22 protein-coding genes and 1 other RNA gene are annotated in these 21066 nt (G+C 37.1%); 19 read left to right on the top strand and 4 right to left on the bottom strand.

Annotated features, from left to right (window positions below; all coding sequences use genetic code 11):
• The first annotated feature begins 40 nt into the window (after positions 1-40).
• The 15 genes from MKZ30_RS08415 to MKZ30_RS08345 all read left to right on the top strand — a co-directional run bounded on the left by MKZ30_RS08415 (position 41) and on the right by MKZ30_RS08345 (position 15148).
• On the top strand, positions 41-2464 hold the full coding sequence (locus tag MKZ30_RS08415; RefSeq protein WP_033600638.1) for a DNA translocase FtsK: 2424 nt from the start codon (positions 41-43) through the stop codon (positions 2462-2464).
• Between the two features lie 130 nt (positions 2465-2594).
• A complete protein-coding gene (locus MKZ30_RS08410) occupies positions 2595-3296 on the top strand; it encodes a GntR family transcriptional regulator (protein ID WP_002419703.1) in 702 nt (233 codons plus the stop codon).
• A 117-nt stretch (positions 3297-3413) separates the two neighbouring features.
• Positions 3414-4163, top strand: coding sequence for an ABC transporter ATP-binding protein (locus MKZ30_RS08405; protein WP_002419702.1), 750 nt, complete (start codon positions 3414-3416; stop codon positions 4161-4163).
• Complete coding sequence (locus MKZ30_RS08400) at positions 4153-5982, top strand: ABC transporter permease (RefSeq protein WP_002419701.1); 1830 nt, start codon at positions 4153-4155, stop codon at positions 5980-5982. The genes MKZ30_RS08405 and MKZ30_RS08400 overlap by 11 nt, the downstream gene beginning before the upstream one ends.
• Positions 5983-6106: 124 nt before the next feature.
• Positions 6107-7180 carry a dual-specificity RNA methyltransferase RlmN gene (rlmN, locus tag MKZ30_RS08395; RefSeq protein WP_002356987.1) on the top strand — a complete coding sequence of 358 codons (1074 nt, stop codon included), beginning with the start codon at positions 6107-6109 and terminating at the stop codon, positions 7178-7180.
• A gap of 290 nt (positions 7181-7470) precedes the next feature.
• Complete coding sequence (locus MKZ30_RS08390; protein ID WP_010816624.1) at positions 7471-8799, top strand: APC family permease; 1329 nt, start codon at positions 7471-7473, stop codon at positions 8797-8799.
• A gap of 242 nt (positions 8800-9041) precedes the next feature.
• A complete protein-coding gene (gene comGA, locus MKZ30_RS08385) occupies positions 9042-10010 on the top strand; it encodes a competence type IV pilus ATPase ComGA (RefSeq protein ID WP_002374519.1) in 969 nt (322 codons plus the stop codon).
• Positions 9967-11013, top strand: a complete 1047-nt coding sequence (gene comGB / locus MKZ30_RS08380) for a competence type IV pilus assembly protein ComGB (protein WP_249958752.1) — start codon at positions 9967-9969, stop codon at positions 11011-11013. The genes comGA and comGB overlap by 44 nt, the downstream gene beginning before the upstream one ends.
• A complete protein-coding gene (gene comGC, locus MKZ30_RS08375; RefSeq protein WP_002366896.1) occupies positions 11013-11288 on the top strand; it encodes a competence type IV pilus major pilin ComGC in 276 nt (91 codons plus the stop codon). Before comGB ends, comGC begins: the two co-directional genes overlap by 1 nt.
• Entirely contained in the window at positions 11285-11731 is a 447-nt protein-coding gene (gene comGD / locus MKZ30_RS08370; protein ID WP_002419697.1) for a competence type IV pilus minor pilin ComGD, read from the top strand. The genes comGC and comGD overlap by 4 nt, the downstream gene beginning before the upstream one ends.
• Positions 11697-12023 carry a type II secretion system protein gene (locus tag MKZ30_RS08365; RefSeq protein WP_002419696.1) on the top strand — a complete coding sequence of 109 codons (327 nt, stop codon included), beginning with the start codon at positions 11697-11699 and terminating at the stop codon, positions 12021-12023. Before comGD ends, MKZ30_RS08365 begins: the two co-directional genes overlap by 35 nt.
• Positions 12013-12447, top strand: a complete 435-nt coding sequence (gene comGF, locus MKZ30_RS08360; protein WP_002357060.1) for a competence type IV pilus minor pilin ComGF — start codon at positions 12013-12015, stop codon at positions 12445-12447. Before MKZ30_RS08365 ends, comGF begins: the two co-directional genes overlap by 11 nt.
• Positions 12447-12800, top strand: coding sequence for a competence type IV pilus minor pilin ComGG (gene comGG / locus MKZ30_RS08355; protein ID WP_002362054.1), 354 nt, complete (start codon positions 12447-12449; stop codon positions 12798-12800). Before comGF ends, comGG begins: the two co-directional genes overlap by 1 nt.
• A 128-nt stretch (positions 12801-12928) precedes the next feature.
• Complete coding sequence (locus MKZ30_RS08350) at positions 12929-13936, top strand: class I SAM-dependent methyltransferase (protein WP_033600640.1); 1008 nt, start codon at positions 12929-12931, stop codon at positions 13934-13936.
• 24 nt (positions 13937-13960) lie between these two features.
• The gene (locus tag MKZ30_RS08345; RefSeq protein ID WP_002357064.1) at positions 13961-15148 is read left to right on the top strand and encodes an acetate/propionate family kinase; all 1188 of its coding nucleotides are present in this window, start codon (positions 13961-13963) and stop codon (positions 15146-15148) included.
• A 104-nt stretch (positions 15149-15252) separates the two neighbouring features.
• Here MKZ30_RS08345 and MKZ30_RS08340 read toward each other — a convergent pair whose 3' ends face one another.
• From MKZ30_RS08340 to MKZ30_RS08325, 4 genes are all read right to left on the bottom strand, one after another.
• A complete protein-coding gene (locus tag MKZ30_RS08340; protein ID WP_002357065.1) occupies positions 15253-15726 on the bottom strand; it encodes a universal stress protein in 474 nt (157 codons plus the stop codon).
• 455 nt (positions 15727-16181) lie between these two features.
• On the bottom strand, positions 16182-16514 hold the full coding sequence (locus tag MKZ30_RS08335) for a hypothetical protein (protein WP_025189222.1): 333 nt from the start codon (positions 16512-16514) through the stop codon (positions 16182-16184).
• A gap of 7 nt (positions 16515-16521) precedes the next feature.
• A non-coding RNA gene (ssrS, locus tag MKZ30_RS08330) (6S RNA) lies at positions 16522-16715 on the bottom strand.
• Between the two features lie 72 nt (positions 16716-16787).
• A complete protein-coding gene (locus MKZ30_RS08325; protein WP_033600641.1) occupies positions 16788-18065 on the bottom strand; it encodes a replication-associated recombination protein A in 1278 nt (425 codons plus the stop codon).
• 128 nt (positions 18066-18193) lie between these two features.
• Here MKZ30_RS08325 and MKZ30_RS08320 point away from each other — a divergent pair, with 128 nt between their 5' ends.
• The 4 genes from MKZ30_RS08320 to MKZ30_RS08305 are packed head-to-tail and all read left to right on the top strand — an operon-like array spanning position 18194 to position 21030.
• Positions 18194-18871 carry a DNA-3-methyladenine glycosylase gene (locus tag MKZ30_RS08320; protein WP_010715314.1) on the top strand — a complete coding sequence of 226 codons (678 nt, stop codon included), beginning with the start codon at positions 18194-18196 and terminating at the stop codon, positions 18869-18871.
• Positions 18828-19313 (top strand): DUF3013 family protein, encoded by a 486-nt coding sequence (locus MKZ30_RS08315; protein ID WP_010713278.1) that lies wholly within the window; start codon positions 18828-18830, stop codon positions 19311-19313. Before MKZ30_RS08320 ends, MKZ30_RS08315 begins: the two co-directional genes overlap by 44 nt.
• A gap of 15 nt (positions 19314-19328) precedes the next feature.
• The gene (gene prmA, locus MKZ30_RS08310) at positions 19329-20276 is read left to right on the top strand and encodes a 50S ribosomal protein L11 methyltransferase (protein WP_033600642.1); all 948 of its coding nucleotides are present in this window, start codon (positions 19329-19331) and stop codon (positions 20274-20276) included.
• 1 nt (position 20277) lies between these two features.
• Positions 20278-21030 carry a 16S rRNA (uracil(1498)-N(3))-methyltransferase gene (locus tag MKZ30_RS08305; protein WP_010715313.1) on the top strand — a complete coding sequence of 251 codons (753 nt, stop codon included), beginning with the start codon at positions 20278-20280 and terminating at the stop codon, positions 21028-21030.
• The last annotated feature ends 36 nt before the right edge of the window (positions 21031-21066 follow it).

Raw genomic sequence — 21066 nt, 5'->3', positions numbered from 1 at the left:
TTTTATGTATAATGAGAAGTGATGGAAAGAGGGAAGTTAAATGGCACAAAAAAGAGCAACAAATAAGAAAAAAAGTACGACAAAGAAAAAGACCAAAAAACAACAGCAACAACAAGAACGTTTAAATTATATGTTTCTTGGCCTGATTTTTATTTTATTCGGTGTCTTTGGACTCTTTCGCTTAGGGTTTTTAGGCACGTTATTAGCGAATTGTTTACGCTTAGTTGTAGGTAATACCTTTCCATTTGCAGCGATTTTACTAATCCTGTATGGCTTATTAGTCATGATTTATGGGAAAGATTTTCCGTTAAAAAGAGGGCGCCCTATTTTTGGGGCTGTTCTGATTTATATTAGTGTTTTGTTATTTTTCCATGCCTTTATGTTTCGAAATGTTAGTGGCAGTCAACCAGATATTTTAGGTAACACTTGGGAATTTTTGCAAAGCGATTTAAAAGCCAACCAAGTGACGCAAAACGTAGGGGGTGGTATGATTGGCGCGCTGCTTTATCAAGGAACGTACTTTTTGGTGGCACAATTTGGTAGCTATTTAATTGCTACATTGCTACTGTTAGCGGGTATTTTCTTGATGAGTATGTGGGATTTTCAGCAAATTGTTGATCATTTCCAAAGTATTCAAGATCGCCTAAGTCATGTTTCGGCAAAATCACAGGCGCGACAAGAAGAAAAAGAGGCGAAGCGAGCAGCGAAGAAAGAAGCCAAAGCTGCAGAACGCCAAGCAAAAATTGAAGCCGCTGCCCAACAAAAATTACAAGAGCGGGAACGCATGGAACAAGCGGCAGCCGAGCGCTTAACAAAAACACCAGTTGAAACCCACCAACCAATGGTGGAAGAACCGGCTGCACCAACGCCTGTTCAAATTGATTCGTTTCAACAGCAAAATCAGGCGATGCCTGTACCACCAATCGCAGCAACAAAACCGCAACGAGAGCAGGAAGAAGAGGCGTCAGATGAAGCTGGTGTTCTCGAATTTGAAATTTCTGAAGAAGCGGAAGATCGTGATTATCAACTACCACCAACTGATTTGTTAGATACAATTCAAGCAACGGATCAAAGTGGTGAATATGAAAAAATCGAAAAAAATATTGGCGTCTTAGAACAAACCTTCAAGAGCTTTGGTGTTGATGCTAAAGTAGTCAAAGCTAGTTTAGGACCATCTGTCACAAAATTTGAAGTTCAACCCGCTGTTGGGGTAAAAGTTAGCAAAATTGTTAACTTGACGGATGACATTGCTTTAGCGCTTGCGGCCAAAGACGTTCGTATGGAGGCCCCAATCCCTGGCAAATCACTAATCGGGATTGAAGTTCCTAATAGTGCAATTAGTACAGTATCCTTTAGAGATATTGTTGAGGCACAACCAAGTCATCCAGATAAACTACTAGAAGTACCTTTAGGTCGAGATATTTCAGGGATGGTTCAAACTGCGGATCTATCAAAAATGCCGCATTTATTAATTGCAGGATCGACAGGGAGTGGGAAATCGGTTGCTATCAATGGCATCATCACAGGTATTTTGATGCAAGCGAAACCCCATGAAGTAAAATTAATGATGATTGACCCGAAAATGGTGGAATTGAATGTGTATAACGGGATTCCTCATTTATTAACGCCAGTGGTTACTAATCCGAGAAAAGCGGCCCAAGCCCTACAAAAAGTAGTTCAAGAAATGGAATTTCGTTATGAAAAATTTGCAGCAACAGGCGTCCGAAATATTACTGGTTACAATCAACTAATTCAACAGAAAAATGCGGAAGATGGCGAAAATCGTCCGATTCTACCATTTATTGTTGTCATTGTTGATGAGTTAGCTGATTTAATGATGGTGGCAAGTAACGAAGTAGAAGATGCGATTATCCGCTTAGCCCAAATGGCACGGGCAGCGGGTATTCATATGATTTTAGCGACACAACGGCCAAGTGTGGATGTCATTACAGGAATCATCAAAGCAAATGTCCCTTCTCGAATGGCTTTTGCGGTCTCAAGTGGGACAGACTCGCGTACCATTATTGATACCAACGGGGCGGAGAAACTATTAGGTCGAGGCGATATGCTCTTCTTACCAATGGGAGAAAATAAACCAATTCGTATCCAAGGGGCCTTTATCTCTGATCAAGAAGTCGAACGAGTGGTTGCGTTTGTAACGGACCAACAAGAAGCTGAATATCAAGAAAGCATGATGCCAACAGATGAACCGACCACTTCAGGCGGTGGCGAAGCTCCTCAAGATGAGTTGTTTGAAGAAGCGAAAAACTTGGTGGTTGAAATGCAAACAGCTAGTATTTCATTGCTACAAAGACGTTTTAGAATTGGCTATAATCGTGCGGCTCGCTTAGTGGATGAATTGGAAGCACACGGAGTTATTGGACCATCAGAAGGTAGCAAACCAAGAAAAGTCTTTCTACAAGCGGAATCAGAAGAGGCAGCAACTGAAACGCCAGAACAATAAACAAAAAGAACAAAAATAGATAAATTTATCTATTTTTGTTCTTTTTTTATAATTTCAGCAAAGCATCATGTTATAATTATCATTTTCTGGTAAAATAGAAAGGAATAGTGCGGTTGGGAGGGAGCGTATCATGAGAAGAAAGAGCGTGCTTTATTTAGAAGTAGCAGATCAGATTAAAGAAGATATTTTGAGTGGCAAGTATCCAGTAGGAACGTTTTTACCAACAGAAACAGAATTGGAAGAGATGTTTAACGTTAGTAAAATTACGATTCGGCGGGCAATCGAAATGTTAGCAACGGAAGAATTTGTTGAGAAAAAAAGTGGCCGGGGCACAACTGTTTTAAGCAATCGGCCCTATAATAAACTATCAAAAGCAGGGACGTTCACTGAATTTTTGAATGAATCAGGTCAGAAAGTAACTAAAAAAGTTTTACAAGTTGAAAACTTGACGTTGTCAAAAGAGATGACGGCTTATCAATTTTTAGGAGAAGAAGTGGTTCACCTTTCACGGTTATATCTAATCGATGAACAACCCTATATTTATTTTAATTACTATTTGCCAGCTGCCATGAAAGACGTATCATTGACTGAATACAAGGAAGAATCCTTGTATCGTTTGATGGATCGCCATGCCATTGAAATTTATAAATTTGAAGACCGTTTTGAAGTTGCAACTTTGACAGAAGCAGAGCAAAAGATGTTGCAAACAACTGAAACAACGGGCTTAAAAAGAATTCGGCGTTCGTTAAGCCCAACAGGTCGTTGCGTAGAATATTCAGAAGCTATTTATAATACGAAGATTCATCCTTATGTGATTGAATATGAAGCATAACTTTTAAAAGAATAACAGTGCACTTACAGTAATGTAAGTTCATTGTTATTCTTTTCTATTGTCGTTTTTTTTCGTTTTCGATACACTAAATGAGTGAGAAGAATAGGAGTGGAAAATATGTTAGAAGTACAAAATTTAAAAAAAGTTTACGGAAACGAAATTAAATATGAAGCCTTAAAAGGGATTAATTTAACTGTCCAAGATGGTGAATTTATTGGTATTATGGGACCTTCTGGAAGTGGGAAAAGTACACTTTTAAATTTATTGGCAACAATCGATAGTCCAACAGACGGTGAAATACTTTTAAATGGAAAAAATCCAAACAATTTGAATCAAGAACAAATTGCTAAATTCCGTCGTACAGAATTAGGATTTGTTTTTCAAAGCTTTAATTTAATGCCAACATTAACCGTTGAAGAAAATATTGTTTTGCCATTGACGCTTGATGGAGAAAAAGTCTCTGTAATGAAACGACAATTAGCAGAATTAAGTGAGCGTTTAGGTATCAATCATCTGTTGAAAAAACGAATTGCAGAAATTTCTGGTGGACAAGCACAACGGGTCGCCGTTGCGCGGGCAATGATTCATCATCCACAATTATTATTGGCTGATGAACCAACAGGAAACTTAGATACGAAATCATCTAAGGATGTGATGGGTTTGTTACAACAATTAAACGAAGAAGAAGCGGCGACTATTTTAATGGTGACCCATGATCCGCTAGCCGCAAGTTATTGCAAGCGCATCGTCTTTATTAAAGATGGTGAATTAATTGATGAAATTGTCCAAAATGGCAATCAAAAAGAGTTCTACGATTTAATCATGATGAAACTGGCTGAGATTGAAGGTGTCGATAATGAATTTTAATCAGTTTGTTATAAGAAACACGATTCGAAATAAGCATTTATACTTGGCTTATTTCCTAAGTACAATGTTTTCTGTGATGATCTTTTTTACGTTCACTGGTTTTGTCTTTCACCCAGCCTTAGCTAATGGTTTAAATCCTAAAGCACAAATGGGAATGACGGCTGCGGCTATTATAATCTATGGTTTCTCTTTCTTATTTGTTTTATACTCGATGGATGTCTTTATCCAATCTCGAAAAAAAGAGTTTGGAACCTTGATGATTCAAGGGATGAGTCCAAAACAGTTAAAGAAAATGATTTTTATTGAAAACTTAGTGATTGGTTTCTTTGCTACAATTTTTGGTAGCATTTTAGGTGTTGGATTTTCACAGTTTATTTTATGGATTAGCAATTTATTGATGCATCTAGGTTTAGGTTTTTATTTGCCAGTGATGCCGTTTATCATTACTGTCATTTCATTTGCGGTATTGTTTTTAGTAATTTCTTTCTTTATTCAATTCCGCTTGCCAAAAGCGACACTTCAAGAGCTATTAAAAGCAGGAGAAATGGGTAAAGGTGAAATCAAAAGCTCTAAAGTTAAATCTTTCTTAGCCGTGTTACTTTTAATTGTCGGTTACGGAATTGCTTTAGTTGCTAAGGGACAGTTAGTTTTAATGGTGATGTTCCCAGTAATTTTCTTAGTTATTTTAGGGACAAAATTCTTATTTGACCAATTGAGTGTTTCTGTCATTGAACGTTTAAAACGGAAACCAAAAATCTTTTGGAAAAAAACCAATATGGTCGTTTTATCAGATTTGGCTTTCCGTATGAAAGATAATGCGCGTTCGTTCTTCTTGGTTTCGGTGATTTCAACGGTCGCTTTTGCTGCCATTGGAACGTTATACGGCGTGAACGAGATGATTTTTAAAGGAATAAGTTCTGTACCGTACGAACTGACATTGTCTGATTCGACCAACCCAGAAAATCAAGAAATGAAACAATTTGCGACAAAAACATTCCAAGAAAAAAATATTCAGTTTGATCAGATTGATTACACAATGTACAAAACAAGTGCCGGTATCCAATTGATTAAAACATCTGAATATAATAAACTTGCAAAATTTATAGATGAACCAACTTTAACAGGTGAGAAAGTAGTTAATTTATCACAAAAAGATGCTCCTTCTGCTGCATCAGTAGATGTCAAATCTGTTCAATTGGGAAATGATCAAGTTTTAAACATTGATAAAACAGAAGAAACCAATGTATTACCGACTTTTGGCGGTGTGGTTGTTATCCCAGATAGTACCTCAACTGATGGAATCAAAGCGGAAACAGAAACAATTTGGCAGCCCAAAGCAGGAACCAATCGTGAAGAATTGATAAAAGCAGAAAATATCATTGGTGACAAGTATCCCATGTTAGTAGGAACAGCTGCAATGTCGGCAGCCATTACGCAACATTATACGCCAGTTCTATTTGTCGGACTATTTATCGGTATCGTGTTCTTTGTCTCTGCGGGTAGTTTCTTATACTTCCGTTTATACAGTGATATGAATACAGACGTTGAAAAATTCAAGATGATTTACAAACTTGGTTTGACGAAAAAAGAATTGAAGAAAATGATTTACCAACAAGTAGGTATTTTATTCTTTACCCCAATTGTTGTTTCATTTATTCATGGAGCTGTTGCTTTGAAAGCAATGTATGCTGTCTTAGATCAGCCAATGCAATTAGCTGGCTGGGAAGTTTTAGGTGTTTTCTTATTGATTCAGGTCGTTTACTATTTAATTGCCAGAACGTTCTACTTCAAAAAAGTTTATCACTTAGTGAAAGATTAATTATAAAAAATCGTTAAGTATACACGCTTAACGATTTTTTTTGATGCTCTTCGTGATATTGCATTCAAAGTGAGAATACGTTATAGTTATGAAGCGAATGTAATAGCAGAAATGAGGAAAAGAAATGCAGAAAGAATCCATTTATGGACTGACGAGAGAACAGCTTGTGGACTGGTTTTTAGCCCATGGCGAGAAGAAATTTCGCGCAACACAAGTGTGGGAATGGTTGTATACAAAACGTGTTGCTTCATTTAGTGAAATGTCGAACATTTCTAAATCGCTGATGACTTTATTAGAAGAGAATTTTTCATTAAATCCATTAAAACAAGTCATTGTGCAAGAAGCGCAGGATGGTACTGTGAAGTATTTATTTGAATTACCAGATAAAAATATGATTGAAACAGTCTTAATGCGTCAAGAATATGGATTATCTGTTTGTGTGACCACTCAAGTTGGCTGCAATATTGGGTGTACATTTTGTGCTAGCGGGCTATTAAAAAAACAAAGAGATTTAACTGCTGGCGAGATTGTCGCCCAAATTATGTGGGTACAACATTATTTCGATGAACGTGGGTTGGATGAACGTGTTAGCCATGTCGTTGTGATGGGAATTGGTGAACCATTTGATAATTATGCCAATGTCATGAACTTTTTACGAACGATTAATGATGATAAAGGGTTGGCTATTGGTGCCCGCCATATTACAGTTTCAACAAGTGGTTTAGTGCCAAAAATTCGTGAATTTGCAGACAGTGGACTACAAGTAAACTTAGCAATCTCATTACATGCTCCTAACAATGAAGTCCGTACATCAATTATGCGGATTAATCGTAGTTTTCCAATTGAAAAATTAATGGCAGCAATTGATGAATACATTGAAAAAACCAACCGGCGTGTTACATTTGAATATATTATGTTGAGTCAAGTGAACGACCGACCAGAACATGCTCAACAATTAGCAGATTTACTACGGAATAAGAAAAAACTTTCTTATGTTAATCTGATTCCGTATAACCCAGTGAGTGAACACGATCAATATAGCCGAAGCTCTAAAGAAGCGGTATTAAAATTTTATGATGTACTCAAAAAGAATGGCATCAATTGTGTTATTCGTAAAGAGCACGGAACAGATATTGATGCGGCTTGCGGACAATTACGCAGCAAACAAATGAAAAAAGAAAAAGTCAAAAACCAATAACGTAGTTAAAATCGGATCAGAAAGTTTTCTTTTTGATTCGATTTTTCATTTATTTAATGAAAAATCGTCGGTTTCTCAGTTCTTGTTTATAAACAAAAGATGAATGCTCTAAAACTTTTATGACAAATTTTCTTTTTGTGGTTTTCAAACTTGAAATTCTAAAAGAAATAGCTATACTGAAAAGAGATCGTTACAGAATTTTTCATGAAAACAGCTATTATTTTCGTTATCTTTTCAAGAAAGTGAAAATTTTGTTACGCTTGTTTAGTTTAAATGAAATGAGGGAGTCTATGGAGAAAAAGCAATTAAAAAGAGAGATCACAACGTTTGGCGCGTTATCCACGGTAATGGGTACGGTGATTGGCGCTGGTGTTTTCTTTAAAGCTGCGAGTGTCGTTGGACACGCACAGTCAGCTAGTTTAGCTATCTTTGCTTGGGTGTTAGGTGGTGCCTTAACCATTTGTGCAGGATTAACCAGCGCCGAACTTGCTACAGCAATCCCTGAAACAGGTGGCGCCGTGAAGTATATTGAATATACATATGGTAAATTAGCTGGTTTTCTTTTAGGTTGGGCACAAAGTATCATTTATTATCCTGCCAATATTTCGGCGTTATCCATTATTTTTAGTACACAACTAATCAATTTGTTTCATTTATCGGCAAATTTATTGATTCCAATTGCCATTCTTGCGGGAACCAGTATCACGATAATTAATTTATTAGGAACAAAAATTGCTTCTTTGGTCCAATCAACGACATTGGTAGTAAAACTGATTCCAATTGCCTTGATTTCTTTAGTGGGGTTATTTACTCCAGGACAAGTAGCTGTTTCGCTTTTTCCCATTGAAACAACAGCGAATACTGGCTTTTTAGTTGCTTTTAGTGGTGCCTTAGTTGCCACCATGTTTGCTTATGATGGCTGGCTAGGTGTGGGTAACGTGGCTGGTGAAATGAAGCGACCAGAAAGAGACTTGCCTAAAGCCATTATTTTTGGTTTGTTATTGATTACTTTAATTTATGCCTTAATTAATTTTGTGTTTCTAAAAACATTACCAATTGAGCAAATCGCTGGGAATTTGAATGCAGCTTCGGATGCTTCTGTGGCTATTTTTGGACCAATTGGCGGCAAAATCGTAACTATTGGGATTTTAATCTCTGTATATGGTGCGTTAAACGGCTACACAATGACAGGGATTCGGATTCCTTATGCCTTAGCCTTAGATAATCTGATGCCTTTTAGTCGTCAGTTTCAAAAGTTGTCTAAACGTTTTGTTGTTCCTTACGTTGCTGGAATTTTTCAGTTAGCCGTGGCCATTATTATGATGTTTTTCGGGACCTTCGATTTATTGACGGATATGTTAGTTTTTGTTATGTGGCTGTTTAATCTATTAATTTTCTTAGCCGTTTTTATTTTAAGAAAACGAGAACCTGAATTAAAACGACCGTATAAAGTTCCTGGCTATCCAATTATTCCAATTATCGCAAGTCTAGGTGGTATCTTCATCTTGGTTACAACAAGTATTACACAGCCTATTCTTGCATTGATTGGTATAGGGATTACGCTTCTAGGAATTCCAGTTTATTTAGTTAATAAACAAAAAACGAAGCCAAAAACGTAAACGATCCAATCTGATTCTGATAGTTTTTCTCAAAAATTTTGTGATTCAGAGAAATTTTTGAAAACTAAATGCAAGATTTTTTTAGTATAATATTAAGTGTCTAGGAGTTCCACTATTTTGGGGAAGATAGATGGACAGCGCAAACTTCAAAAAAAGAACCTTCATCTTTATTGGTGAAGGTTCTTTTTTTTTGCTGAAATCATAAAATAAATGCGTAGTTTATTAGTGAGAGGAGGAAATGAATGACTGAAAATGTAAAAAAATTAGCCCATCAATTAATTGAATGGGGCGTTCTTCATGGAGCGCAAGACGTTTATTTTTTACCTAATGATACTGAAATAGCCATCTCTTTTCGGACAGGGATGCAACGGACACCTTACACACAAGTTTCCGCAGAAATAGGCGAAAAGTTAATTTTCCACTTTAAATTTATCGGCGGCATGGATGTCGGAGAAAGACGAAAAGCACAATTAGGCGCGACAACTTATCTAATTGGCGAGACGAAGCAACGCTTGCGTTTATCATCTGTGGGAGATTTTCAGAATCGAGAGAGCTTAGTGATTCGTTTTTTGCACCGATTTGGTGAACAAGCTGAACATTTTTTCTTTCCGCACCAGCTGAATGAAATTGAAGCATCTTGTCAGAAACGAGGACTTTATTTATTCAGTGGGCCAGTTGGTTCTGGGAAAACAACAACCATGTATCGTGTGGCTAAACAAAGAAGTGGCGAACAACAAGTGATAGCAATTGAGGATCCTGTTGAAATTGAGGAAAAGCAGTTTTTACAGTTGCAAACAAATGAAAAAATTCAGTTAACGTACGAAGCCTTGATCAAAGTTTGCTTGCGCCATCATCCTGATATTTTGATTATTGGTGAAATTCGTGATGGCGAGACGGCTCAAGCAGTTATTCGAGCCGCCTTAACGGGTCATACTATTTTTGCGACAATTCACGCCCGTAACTTATTGGGGGTGCAACGGCGTTTGATAGAATTAGGTGGCCCAGAGCATGAATTGGCTGAATGCTTGCAAGGTATCATTTACCAACAGATTTTGACAACCACGATTAATAAGGAACAAGTAGCGGGAATTCTTTATGATTATTTCTTCTTTAAGGAAGCTGTTATAAAGAGTAGTTGGCAAAAGAATCTAAGAAAGGCGTGGGCGTATGGGTTTATTACAGAAAAAACGTATTTTCAAGCCATCGAATAAACTAACAAAAAAACAACAGCAGCTTTTTTTGAAACTATTAGCGGATTTACTTGCCAATGGTTTTAATATACAAGAAAGTTTTTCCTTCATGAAAAAATCAAACGCATTACCTCAGCACAGTATAACTTTTTTAGTTGAAGGTTTTTCCTCAGGCATTGCCTTACAAGCTTTAGTCGAAGAATTAGGATTTTCAACAATGGTCTCGGCTCAATTATCGTTTGCTATCGCACACGGGGATTTGGTAGGGACACTACAAGCGATTTCCGAACATTTTTTTCAAACGGAAAAATATCGGCAACAGTTCTTTAAAATAATTAGTTATCCGCTGCTCCTGATTGTTTTTTTGATTCTCGTCATTATTGGTATTCGGCAATTTTTATTGCCCCAATTAATGGTAAATGATACCAATAGTTATTCTAAAAATATTGGGATTCTTCTGATTGTGTACAGTCCGTACATTCTGGTTACCTTAGTTTTTGTCCTCTCATTTAGTTTCTTTATTTTAAGCCGTTATTTGAAGCATCAGTCTGCTATTCAGCGAGCGTTCATTTATCTGAAATTGCCAATTATCCGTGGCCTTTATCGGGAATACGTCAGTGCTTTTTTTGCACTAGAATGGGGGAAGTTGCTCGCACAAGGATTAGAAATGAAAGAAGTCATCGATTTGATGCGCCATACAACCAATTACCCCTTAATGAAAGAATTAGCTGGAGCAATTAGTGAAGGTCTGCTAGTTGGTGAAACCTTACATAGACAATTAGCTGCTTATCCTTTTTTTACAAAAGCATTGGGTTTAATGATTCAACAAGGAGAAGTAAAAGGAAAATTAGGCAAGGAGTTGATGGTTTATAGTAATGTCTGTTTCCAAGGTTTTTTCAAAAAAATTGAACGAGTCATTACTCTTGTTCAACCATTTATTTTTATCATAATTGCTTGTTTAATTATCGGTGTTTATGGGGCAATGTTGCTGCCTATTTATGGCAATATGGAAGGAGTTTTATAATGAAAAAGAAACAAAAATACGCAGGGTTTACATTATTAGAAATGTTGATTGTCTTATTGATTATTTCCGTATTGATTTTACTTTTTGTCCCTAACTTAGCGAAACATAAAGAAACAGTTGATAAAAAAGGCAATGAAGCAATCGTAAAAATTGTGGAATCACAAATCGAGCTCTATACACTAGAAAAAAATAGGACGCCTTCCTTAAATGAATTAGTCAACGAAGGCTACATTACTAAAGAACAGTTAGATAAATATACAGCAGAAAAGCAATGAACAAGTCAGCAGGATTCACATTAATGGAAACACTTGCTAGTTTGACGATTGTTTGCTTTATGACTATGCTCCCAACACTCGCTATTCACCGCTGGCAAGAAACGTTAAAAATTGAACAGTTTCTTGCTACGGTAGAAAAACAACTTCGTTTTGCGCAACAGCAAGCAATTGTTTTAGAGGAAACACAAGAAGTTTGGTTTTTTGAAGAACAACAAAGCTTTTCATTTCCTGATAAATTGAACCAATCAGCTGGAAGGACTTCGCTAGCTGTACCTGAAAAAATGACAGTGAGTGGTCCAAACAAGCTCAGTTTTCTTCATTCGTCAGGGAACAATGGCCGTTTAGTGAAATATATTTTTACTTGGACTGAAAAGAAACAGCAACTTATTTTACAATTTCAGATGGGGAGTGGCAAATATACGAAGAAAATTAACTATTTATAGTGGTTTTATTTTATTAGAGAGTCTCGTTAGTTTTAGTGTTGTATGTGTGGTAGCAGGGATATTCTCCCTGACTATTACACAATTAATTCAGCAAAATTATCAACGGGAGCAACAATTAACGCGTACTCGTCTAGGATACGAAGCAATTTTATTTTTAGAGCAGACGGGTGATTTACGTTTCAAAGAGCGGATATATCAAGGAGAAACTTACCGATTTTCTTTGATGGAGAACGAGGGAAGAAGGATACTAAAAGTCACAGATTCAAGAGGAGCGATTTTGATTGGTGAATAAAAAATATGCGGGTTTTACGATGTTAGAGTGTTTAGTGGCACTAGTCGTTTTAAGTTGTATGTGTCAATTGTTTCAGTTGATGATTCAACAAAGTTTTATCGGAAATCAATATTTGAAAAACAATGATTCGAAATCCTGGCATATTTTTTTAATTCAATTAGAAAAAGAATGTCAAAAGCTCGTTTTCCAAACAGGCTCTGCTCAAGAGATTTCTTTCCTCGACTCAGAAACAAACAAGACTATTTCAATTCAAATCAAAGAAGATAAAATTATTAAGCGAGTCAATGGTAAAGGCTATCAACCGCTGTTAATTGGTATCAAAAATGGCCAGTTTAAAAATGAAGGACAATCGTTTACTTTGGAAGTTACTTTTACTTCTGGAAAAACATTTGATAGTTTTTTTCCGATAAAGGGAGAATTTTAATGAGGCAAAAATATTCAGGAAACTTATTGTTCACGGCCATGGCCTTTGTTTATTTGATGAGTTTTCTCGCCCTTCAGTTACTAGAAGAACGTCAGTTAACACAAAAATTTACGCAAGCTACCCAGGAATACTATGCAGGGAAAAGTATCCTTCATTTATTTCTTGCAGATGTTAAACAAAATAGACGAAAGTTAAAAACAGAAGAAAAGCTCATGTACGAGCAAGTAACCCTCGATTATACATATAAAAATGAACAATTAAGAATAACTGTTTTATTAAACAAATCTGGTCGAAAATACCAATATCAAGAGAGAGTTTCTCATCAAAAAAAAGCGGAAACAATGCTGGAATAGCGTTGTTTTTCTACAAATTATTAGATTTTAGAAGAAAGACAGTAAAGGCATTGATTATTCTTTCTTTTTTCGTTAAAATAAAACAGGTATGGAAGTTGTTACATTTTGAATAGAATAGAGGTGCTAATTTGTTCCCAGAAAAAATTGAAGAGGCTTTCGAGCCAATGGAACAAGCAATCCAGTTATTGCAACAGTCATTGGATACTTCTTTTTTAGATGCGTATATTGAAAATGGTGAAAATATTTTAGATGATTTTCAAGTACGAGTACTTGACGGAGTACCTAATCCAGAGACAGTGAAACAATTAGAAACGCTGTATCATACGATTAAAAAAATTGATTTAGCTCCTGAAGATGTGCGACGCTTGTCCCAATTACTTTTGTTAAAAGGAACGAGAAAAGAGCAGCTTCAAGCAAATCATCAATTGACACCAGACGGTATTGGTTTTTTGTTTGTTTATTTAGTAGAACAATTAACAAATAAATCAGAGCCATTAAAAATTTTAGATCCTGCTTCAGGAATGGGAAATTTACTGTTAACGGTTCTGCTGAACCTTGAAACAGCTGGTTACAAAGTTTCTGGTTATGGTGTGGATATCGATGAAACACTTTTGGCAGTATCTTCTGTGAACAATGCTTGGTCACAAGCCAATATTCAGTTGTTCCATCAAGACGGATTGCAAGATTTGTTATTGGATCCAGTTGATTTAGCATTAAGTGACTTGCCGATTGGCTATTATCCAAATGATGAGCGAGCAAAGGGATTTGCTGCTGCTGCTGAGGAAGGCCATAGTTATGCGCATCATTTATTAATGGAGCAAGCTATGAAATACGTGAAGCCAGCAGGGTTTGGCTTATTCTTAATCCCGACCAATATTTTAGAGACTGAGCAAAGTGAATTCTTTAAAAATTGGTTGACAAAAAATGTCTATTTACAAGGAATGATACAGTTACCTGATGAATTGTTTAAGTCAGAACGATCACGTAAAAGTATCTTGCTTGTTCAAAACAAGGGTGCAGATGCTGAGCAAGTGAAGGAAGTTTTGTTAGCAAAACTTGCCTCTTTGAAAGATATCAATAAAGTAACGGAGTTCTTTAAACAATTTGAAGCTTGGAAAGCTTCAAATTTAAAATAAAATAGTAACGAAGAGGAGAAAATTATGTCTAAAACAATTGCAATTAATGCAGGTAGTTCAAGTTTAAAATGGCAATTATACCAAATGCCAAATGAAGAAGTGATCGCTAAAGGAATCGTTGAACGTATTGGCTTAAAAGATTCTATCTTCACAATTAAATATGGTGAAGGACAAAAATATGAAGTAATTGTTGATATTGATAACCATGAAGTGGCAGTAAAAATGTTACTAGACCAATTAATCGACTTAAACATTTTAGGTTCTTATGATGAAATTACTGGTGTTGGTCACCGTGTAGTTGCTGGTGGAGAAGAATTTAAAGATTCTGTTGTTATTACAGACGAAGTATTAGAAAAAATTGAAGCTTTATCTGAATTAGCACCTTTACACAACCCAGCGAATGCAATGGGAATTAAAGCATTTAAACATATCTTACCAGAAATCATTAGCGTGGCAGTCTTTGATACGTCGTTCCACACAACAATGCCAGAACACAACTATTTATATAGTGTACCGCGTGAATATTATGAAAAATTTGCTGCACGTAAATATGGGGCACATGGAACAAGTCATCGTTATGTCTCTCAACGTGCTGCAGAAATGTTAGGACGTCCAATTGAAGACTTGAAAATTATCACTTGTCACTTAGGAAATGGTGCTTCAATCACTGCAGTTGATGGTGGTAAATCAGTCGATACATCAATGGGCTTCACTCCTCTTGCTGGCGTTACAATGGGGACTCGTTCAGGGGATGTTGATGCGTCACTATTGCCTTATTTAATGACAAAACTTGGCTTGACTGATGTACAAGACATGGTTGATATTTTAAACAAAAAATCTGGTTTATTAGGTTTAACAAATGGTTTATCAAGCGACATGCGCGATATTCAATCAAACCTAGATAAACCTGAAGTTCAAACAGCATACAACATTTTTATCGATCGTATTCGTAAATACATTGGTAGCTATGTCACTGTTATGAATGGCGTTGATGCGATTGTCTTTACTGCTGGAATCGGTGAAAATGCAGTTGGCGTTCGTAAAGATATTATTGATGGCATGACTTGGTTTGGTTGTGAAATCGATGATGACAAAAATAATGTACACGGTGAAGAAGCAGTTATCTCAACTGATGATTCAAAAATCAAGCTTCTATTAGTACCAACTGACGAAGAGTTAATGATTGCCCGTGACGTAGAACGTCTAAAATAATTAAACGAACACATCTTGTGAGATGCTCTCACAAGGTGTGCTTAATAGGTAAATAAGAAAAAACTGAGCCAACTATCAAAAGTGATAGTTGGCTCAGTTTCTTTTTATTTTTCTTCATTTTTTGGTAATTTGTTGTCTAAATCCGTCCGTACAACGAGAACATCGCAGCTAGCGTTACGGATAACTGATTCAGAGACAGAGCCAATAAATAAACGCTCAACGGCATTTAATCCAGTTGCTCCTAACATAATTAAATCAATGTTGTATTCTTTTGGTAATTCTTTGGCAATAATGTTCTTAGGAGAACCATAGGCTAGAACGCTAGAGACTTTTGTTTGTCCCATATCCACCGCTTGTTGTTGGTAGGTGTCTAAGGTTTCTTTTGCCATTGACATTGCTTCTTCTGCTAGCGCACCATCAAAAGAGGACACTGATTGGAAAGAGCGCGTATCAACAACATGTGCTAATAGTAATTCAGCATCGTTTCGTTTAGCGACGTTGACCGCTTTTTTAAAGGCTAAGTCTGCTTCGTCAGAACCATCGATTGCTATCATAATTTTTTGATATTGTTGTAACATAATAACCGCTCCTTTCAGCGTAAAAAAAATCATTAATTGTTTCTATAATAATTGTAAAACAAATAAAGAAAAAAAGAAACTGAAACCGCTTCTTTTTTTCTGAATATTGGCATTTTTTTGTAAAAAAAGAGGTCGGGATAGAAGCGTTTAACTCCGAGAACCAAGTAGGTACTGTTTAACATCTATTTGCTTTGCAAATAGTGTTTCTCAGCAATAAGAAGGGATTTCCGAAAATTGTTCTTTAATTTTTGGAGACCAAGTAGGTATTGTTCATCATCGAAACACTACGTTCTTCGTGATTCTCAACAATTCCGGCTTATTTCCGAAGGACCTTCAACTCTTAGAGCTTTAGCTCTTAGAAGTTGTTGCTTCTGTTCCCGCCGTTTATCAGTTTTTGAGCGTGGAGCAAAAATCCAAAGTGATTTTTGTCCCACGCTCTTTAAATTCATCGTCTTTTATGACATTTTTTTTGCAAAAGTTAAACTAAACAACGTTGAAAGTAATAAAACAAAAAAGATAAAACCAATTGACAATAACGGGCGATTAAAAATAGCCGCTAGAACACCTAGAATGGCGATAATCAAGTAATAACGCCCAAAACGTTCGATAAACTGTTGACTTTCTGTTGCAGTTTCTTTTTTTAAGAGTGGTAAAAAAGCTGCACTTTTCTTCATCAAATAATAACTGGCTACGCCTGTGACAAAGGCGAGTAATAGTACGAGTATACGAATCATCTTGTCCTCCAAAAAAAAACAACTTGCCAGAGCAAATTGTTTAGAAATCTTCATAAAAATGGTAAAATCCGTCGATGCCGGTAATCGTCCTAGAGTATTGAACCCGCAAGATAAGCAGGTGGGTTCCTCGATCGCAGTATTGAACTACCAAAAGAAAAGGCATGTTACCAACTTTGATACAAGCAGGATCCCTAGATATCAATAAAAATGTTCGGTCAACACAGTGAAAGGACAACGCGTACATCACAGATTTACCATCTTTATAATAGCATACTCTCTCAAAATCGGCAACGAGATTGTTTCTTTTTTTGAAAGCGTATTATTTTGTTATTTTTTCTGTTTCCATTCTTGGATACGCTTGAGTTGCTGATGTAAGGCTTGTTCATATTTACCAATATCAATCGGCTCGTAATAACGTGCCTCTTTTAATTTGTCAGGTAAGTATTGCTGATTGACCCAACCGTTTTCAAAATTATGTGGGTATTGATAACCAATACCACGGTTTAATTCTTTGGCTCCAGCATAGTGGGCATCACGCAAATGATCAGGAACCTCTCCCACAGAGCCTTGTCGAATATCTGCCAAAGCAGCATCAATCGCTGTGACTGCAGAATTTGATTTTGGCGATAAACATAAATCAATGACGACACTAGCTAGAGGAATCCTAGCTTCTGGAAACCCTAGCTTTTCGGCGGCTTGAACAGCGGTGACTGTCCGAGCGGCGGCCGCAGGATTCCCAAGACCGATATCCTCGTAAGCAATGACCATTAAACGACGACAAATAATCGGTAAATCACCTGCTTCAACTAAGCGACCCAAATAATGAAGTGCAGCATCTACATCGCTTCCTCGGATCGACTTTTGGAAAGCGGAAATCACGTCATAATGGGCATCGCCATCTTTATCATGGGTTATGGCTTTTCGTTGCACGCACTCTTCAATAATCGGTAAGGTGATCTTAATTTCGCCTTGTTCATTTTTGGGTGTTGATTTAACAGCTAATTCTAGTCCATTTAGCGCACTACGTAAGTCACCGTTCGTGGCGCGTGTCAAATGTTGTAATGCTTTTTCTTCTAAGTGGACGGGATAATCGCCTAAGCCACGTGTGCTATCGGTTAAGGCTTCTTGAATCGCTTGCTGAATGTCTGTTTCTGTTAAAGGCTTTACTTCAAAAATTTGCGTGCGACTACGAATCGCAGGATTAATTGTGATATATGGATTTTCGGTAGTGGCTCCAATCATAATAATTCGTCCGTTTTCTAAATGAGGGAGCAAAAAATCTTGTTTTGTTTTATCTAATCGGTGAATTTCATCAAGCAGTAAAATCACTGTGCCACTCATTTTGGCTTCTTCAGCAACGATTTGTAAATCTTTTTTAGTGTCTGTGGCCGCGTTCAACATGCGAAAGGCATAATTTGTTGAACCAGCGATTGCGCTGGCAATACTGGTTTTTCCAGTGCCAGGCGGCCCATAAAGAATCATCGATGAAAGCATTTTGGCTTCGACCATCCGACGAATAATTTTACCAGGGCCGACTAAATGTTGTTGACCAACCACTTCGTCTAAGTGACGAGGTCGCATTCGATAGGCTAAAGGTTGTTGCATAAAAGGACCTCCTTTTTCATAATCATCTTATTATAACATAAAGAACGTACATTCGCTTTTTGGTGGTTTTTTGGGTTTTAGATGGATATAGCGGAAGGTTTCGTGTATGATAGGGAGTGGTGAAAGAAATGAAAGAAACGATAAATATCTTTAACACAAAAACAACTGAAGAAGTGGCACAATATTTGTTAGGGATGTATTTAGAGAACGAAACAGCAACAGGCGTTTTAGGTGGGTACATTGTGGATGCAGAAGCTTATTTAGGTCCTGATGATGAGGCGGCCCATAGCTTTGGCTTGAGAAAAACGCCACGCTTACAAGCCATGTATGACAAACCAGGCACGATTTATTTATATACTATGCACACGCATTTAATTTTAAATATGGTGACACAAGAACAAGGCAAACCACAAGGGGTGATGATCCGTGCGATTGAACCTGTTGAAGGTGTTGACAAAATGATTGAAAATCGCCAAGGACGTCAAGGCGTGGAATTGACCAATGGACCAGGTAAATTAGTTGCAGCCTTAGGAATTGATAAGCAATTATATGGGCAGTCGATTTTTTCTAGTTCGTTACGGCTCGTGCCAGAAAAACGAAAATTTCCGAAAAAAATTGAGGCACTACCACGAATTGGGATTCCCAATAAAGGTCGTTGGACAGAGTTGCCTTTAAGATACGTCGTGGCTGGCAATCCATATATTTCTAAACAAAAAAGAACAGCAGTAGACCAAATAGATTTTGGCTGGAAGGATGAAGAAAATGAAAAAAGCAACAATGCTCACATACTTAGAGGAACAACTTGAAAAACACTTAGCAGATTACGAAGTAGGCCTTGATTGGGATCGCAAAAACCATACCATCGAAGTCATTGTTCGTTTATATGCAGAAAACAATGAACAAGTGGCGATTGATGATGTTGACGGTACGCTTTCAGAAGAAGAATTCATTGAATTTGAAGATGGCTTGTTATTTTATAATCCGCAAAAGTCAGTCGTTGATGATGAAGAGTATTTAGTCACAATTCCTTATGAAGGAAAAAAAGGGCTACGCAAAGCAGTTTTAGACGGATTCATTCACTATTTAAAAGTGGTTTTAGATGAAGGGCAAAGTGATTTGTTAGACTTTTTATCAGATGAAACAGCGGAAGTTTTTGAATTGCATTGGGAGCCAGCAGATTTTGAAGCGATGATTAAAAAAGTGGCAGAAACAGAAAAAGAACAATGGATTGCGTATCCAAGTTATTAATTTAGAGGTGAGAACATGAAGTGGACAGAAGTAAAAGTAGAAACGGCTAGCGAAGCAGTTGAAGCAATTTCAAACATTATGATGGAAGCTGGCGCAAGTGGTGTGGCCATTGAAGATGCGTTGGACATTGAAAATTTTGAAAGTGATCTGTATGGGGAAATTTTAGATAAAGAGCAATTCACCCACATTAAAGAAGGGGCGATTGTGATGGCTTATTTTCCTGAAACAACCTTCTTACCAGAAATTTTACCATTTATGAAAGAAAATATTTTACGCTTGCCTGAGTACGGCTTATCCATTGGTAAAAACGAAATGACAATTAGTGAAGTAGCAGAAAGCGACTGGGCAACTGCTTGGAAAAAATATTATCATCCTGTCCGTGTCACACGATTCTTAACGATTGTGCCAAGTTGGGAAGCCTATCACGCACAAGATGAAGCAGAAAAAATTATCACATTGGATCCGGGCATGGCTTTCGGTACAGGCACGCATCCAACGACTCGTTTAACCTTGCAAGCTTTAGAAACTGTTTTACGTGGTGGCGAAACAGTTCTAGATGTAGGAACGGGTTCTGGTGTTTTGAGTATTGCAAGTCGCTATTTAGGGGCTAAAGACGTCTACGCATATGATTTAGATGAAGTAGCAGTTGCAGCGGCAAAAGAAAATATGGATTTAAATCCCGTTGCGGCCGATGTTCATGTGTCAGCCAATGATTTACTAAAAGGGATTGACCATTCTGCTGATGTAATCGTCGCAAATATTTTGGCAGATATTATTGTGTTAATGATTGAAGATGCTTGGCGTTTGCTAAAACAAGACGGTACCTTCATTATTTCTGGAATTATTGAAGATAAAAAAGCAATGGTTTTAGAAGCACTAACGAAAGTCGGGTTTGTGGTGGACCAACTCTTTAATCAAGGCGATTGGTATGCGATTATCTTGAAGAAACCAGAGGAAGAGTAAAATGCAACGGTATTTCATGAAAGAAGATTATCAAGAAAAAGATTTGTATAAAGTCGCAGATGAAAACTATCATCATATTGTGCGAGTTATGCGAATGACGCCGAATGATCGTTGTTATTTAGTATTTCAAAATAAAACTGCCATTTTAGCTGAGATTGTGGAAATTGATTCAACATCTGTTTACTTTAAAGAAATTAGTAAAGAAGAAATGGACAAAGAATTGCCAATTGAAGTGACGATTGCGTGTGGGTTACCAAAAGGGGACAAGTTAGAATGGATTGTTCAAAAAGGCACGGAGCTAGGTGGCAATCAGTTTATCGGCTTTCCTGCGAAAACTTCCGTTGTCAAATGGGACCACAAAAAAAGAGCAGCCAAAGAAAAAAGATTACAAAAAATTGCCACAGAAGCGGCGGAGCAATCGCATCGGCAGCAGACACCAAGTGTTTTTTTGGTGGAAAAAACACAAGAAATCATTGCGCAATTTGACTCATATGACACAGTCTTGGTTGCGTATGAAGAATCAGCAAAACAAGGAGAAAAAAGTCAATTAGCACAAGTATTATCCACTTGCCAGCCAGGCGCACGTTTGTGTGTGCTCTTTGGACCTGAAGGTGGCTTTGCACCGCAAGAAATTGAACAATTTCTGCAGGCTGGGGCGAAACTTTGCGGGTTGGGTCCGAGAATTTTACGAGCAGAAACAGCACCGTTGTATCTTTTAAGTGCGGTTAGCTACCAAATGGAACTTTTAAATTAAACGAAAGCCCGCCTGTAAAATTCTTGTAAGCATTCT

This window comes from Enterococcus sp. LX10, from assembly GCF_023539285.1.
GTDB lineage: Bacteria > Bacillota > Bacilli > Lactobacillales > Enterococcaceae > Enterococcus > Enterococcus faecalis.
Note: the sequence above shows the minus strand (reverse complement) of the source record. Positions and strands in the feature narration are given on the sequence as shown.

Excerpts from the sequence above, each read along its gene's own strand:
- MKZ30_RS08415 (WP_033600638.1), top strand. The coding sequence starts at position 41 with ATGGCACAAAAAAGAGCAACAAATAAGAAAAAAAGTACGACAAAGAAA.
- MKZ30_RS08410 (WP_002419703.1), top strand. The coding sequence starts at position 2,595 with ATGAGAAGAAAGAGCGTGCTTTATTTAGAAGTAGCAGATCAGATTAAA.
- MKZ30_RS08405 (WP_002419702.1), top strand. The coding sequence starts at position 3,414 with ATGTTAGAAGTACAAAATTTAAAAAAAGTTTACGGAAACGAAATTAAA.
- MKZ30_RS08400 (WP_002419701.1), top strand. The coding sequence starts at position 4,153 with ATGAATTTTAATCAGTTTGTTATAAGAAACACGATTCGAAATAAGCAT.
- rlmN (WP_002356987.1), top strand. The coding sequence starts at position 6,107 with ATGCAGAAAGAATCCATTTATGGACTGACGAGAGAACAGCTTGTGGAC.
- MKZ30_RS08390 (WP_010816624.1), top strand. The coding sequence starts at position 7,471 with ATGGAGAAAAAGCAATTAAAAAGAGAGATCACAACGTTTGGCGCGTTA.
- comGA (WP_002374519.1), top strand. The coding sequence starts at position 9,042 with ATGACTGAAAATGTAAAAAAATTAGCCCATCAATTAATTGAATGGGGC.
- comGB (WP_249958752.1), top strand. The coding sequence starts at position 9,967 with ATGGGTTTATTACAGAAAAAACGTATTTTCAAGCCATCGAATAAACTA.
- comGC (WP_002366896.1), top strand. The coding sequence starts at position 11,013 with ATGAAAAAGAAACAAAAATACGCAGGGTTTACATTATTAGAAATGTTG.
- comGD (WP_002419697.1), top strand. The coding sequence starts at position 11,285 with ATGAACAAGTCAGCAGGATTCACATTAATGGAAACACTTGCTAGTTTG.
- comGG (WP_002362054.1), top strand. The coding sequence starts at position 12,447 with ATGAGGCAAAAATATTCAGGAAACTTATTGTTCACGGCCATGGCCTTT.
- MKZ30_RS08345 (WP_002357064.1), top strand. The coding sequence starts at position 13,961 with ATGTCTAAAACAATTGCAATTAATGCAGGTAGTTCAAGTTTAAAATGG.
- MKZ30_RS08340 (WP_002357065.1), bottom strand. The coding sequence starts at position 15,726 with ATGTTACAACAATATCAAAAAATTATGATAGCAATCGATGGTTCTGAC.
- MKZ30_RS08335 (WP_025189222.1), bottom strand. The coding sequence starts at position 16,514 with ATGAAGATTTCTAAACAATTTGCTCTGGCAAGTTGTTTTTTTTTGGAG.
- MKZ30_RS08325 (WP_033600641.1), bottom strand. The coding sequence starts at position 18,065 with ATGCAACAACCTTTAGCCTATCGAATGCGACCTCGTCACTTAGACGAA.
- MKZ30_RS08320 (WP_010715314.1), top strand. The coding sequence starts at position 18,194 with ATGAAAGAAACGATAAATATCTTTAACACAAAAACAACTGAAGAAGTG.
- MKZ30_RS08315 (WP_010713278.1), top strand. The coding sequence starts at position 18,828 with ATGAAAAAAGCAACAATGCTCACATACTTAGAGGAACAACTTGAAAAA.
- prmA (WP_033600642.1), top strand. The coding sequence starts at position 19,329 with ATGAAGTGGACAGAAGTAAAAGTAGAAACGGCTAGCGAAGCAGTTGAA.
- MKZ30_RS08305 (WP_010715313.1), top strand. The coding sequence starts at position 20,278 with ATGCAACGGTATTTCATGAAAGAAGATTATCAAGAAAAAGATTTGTAT.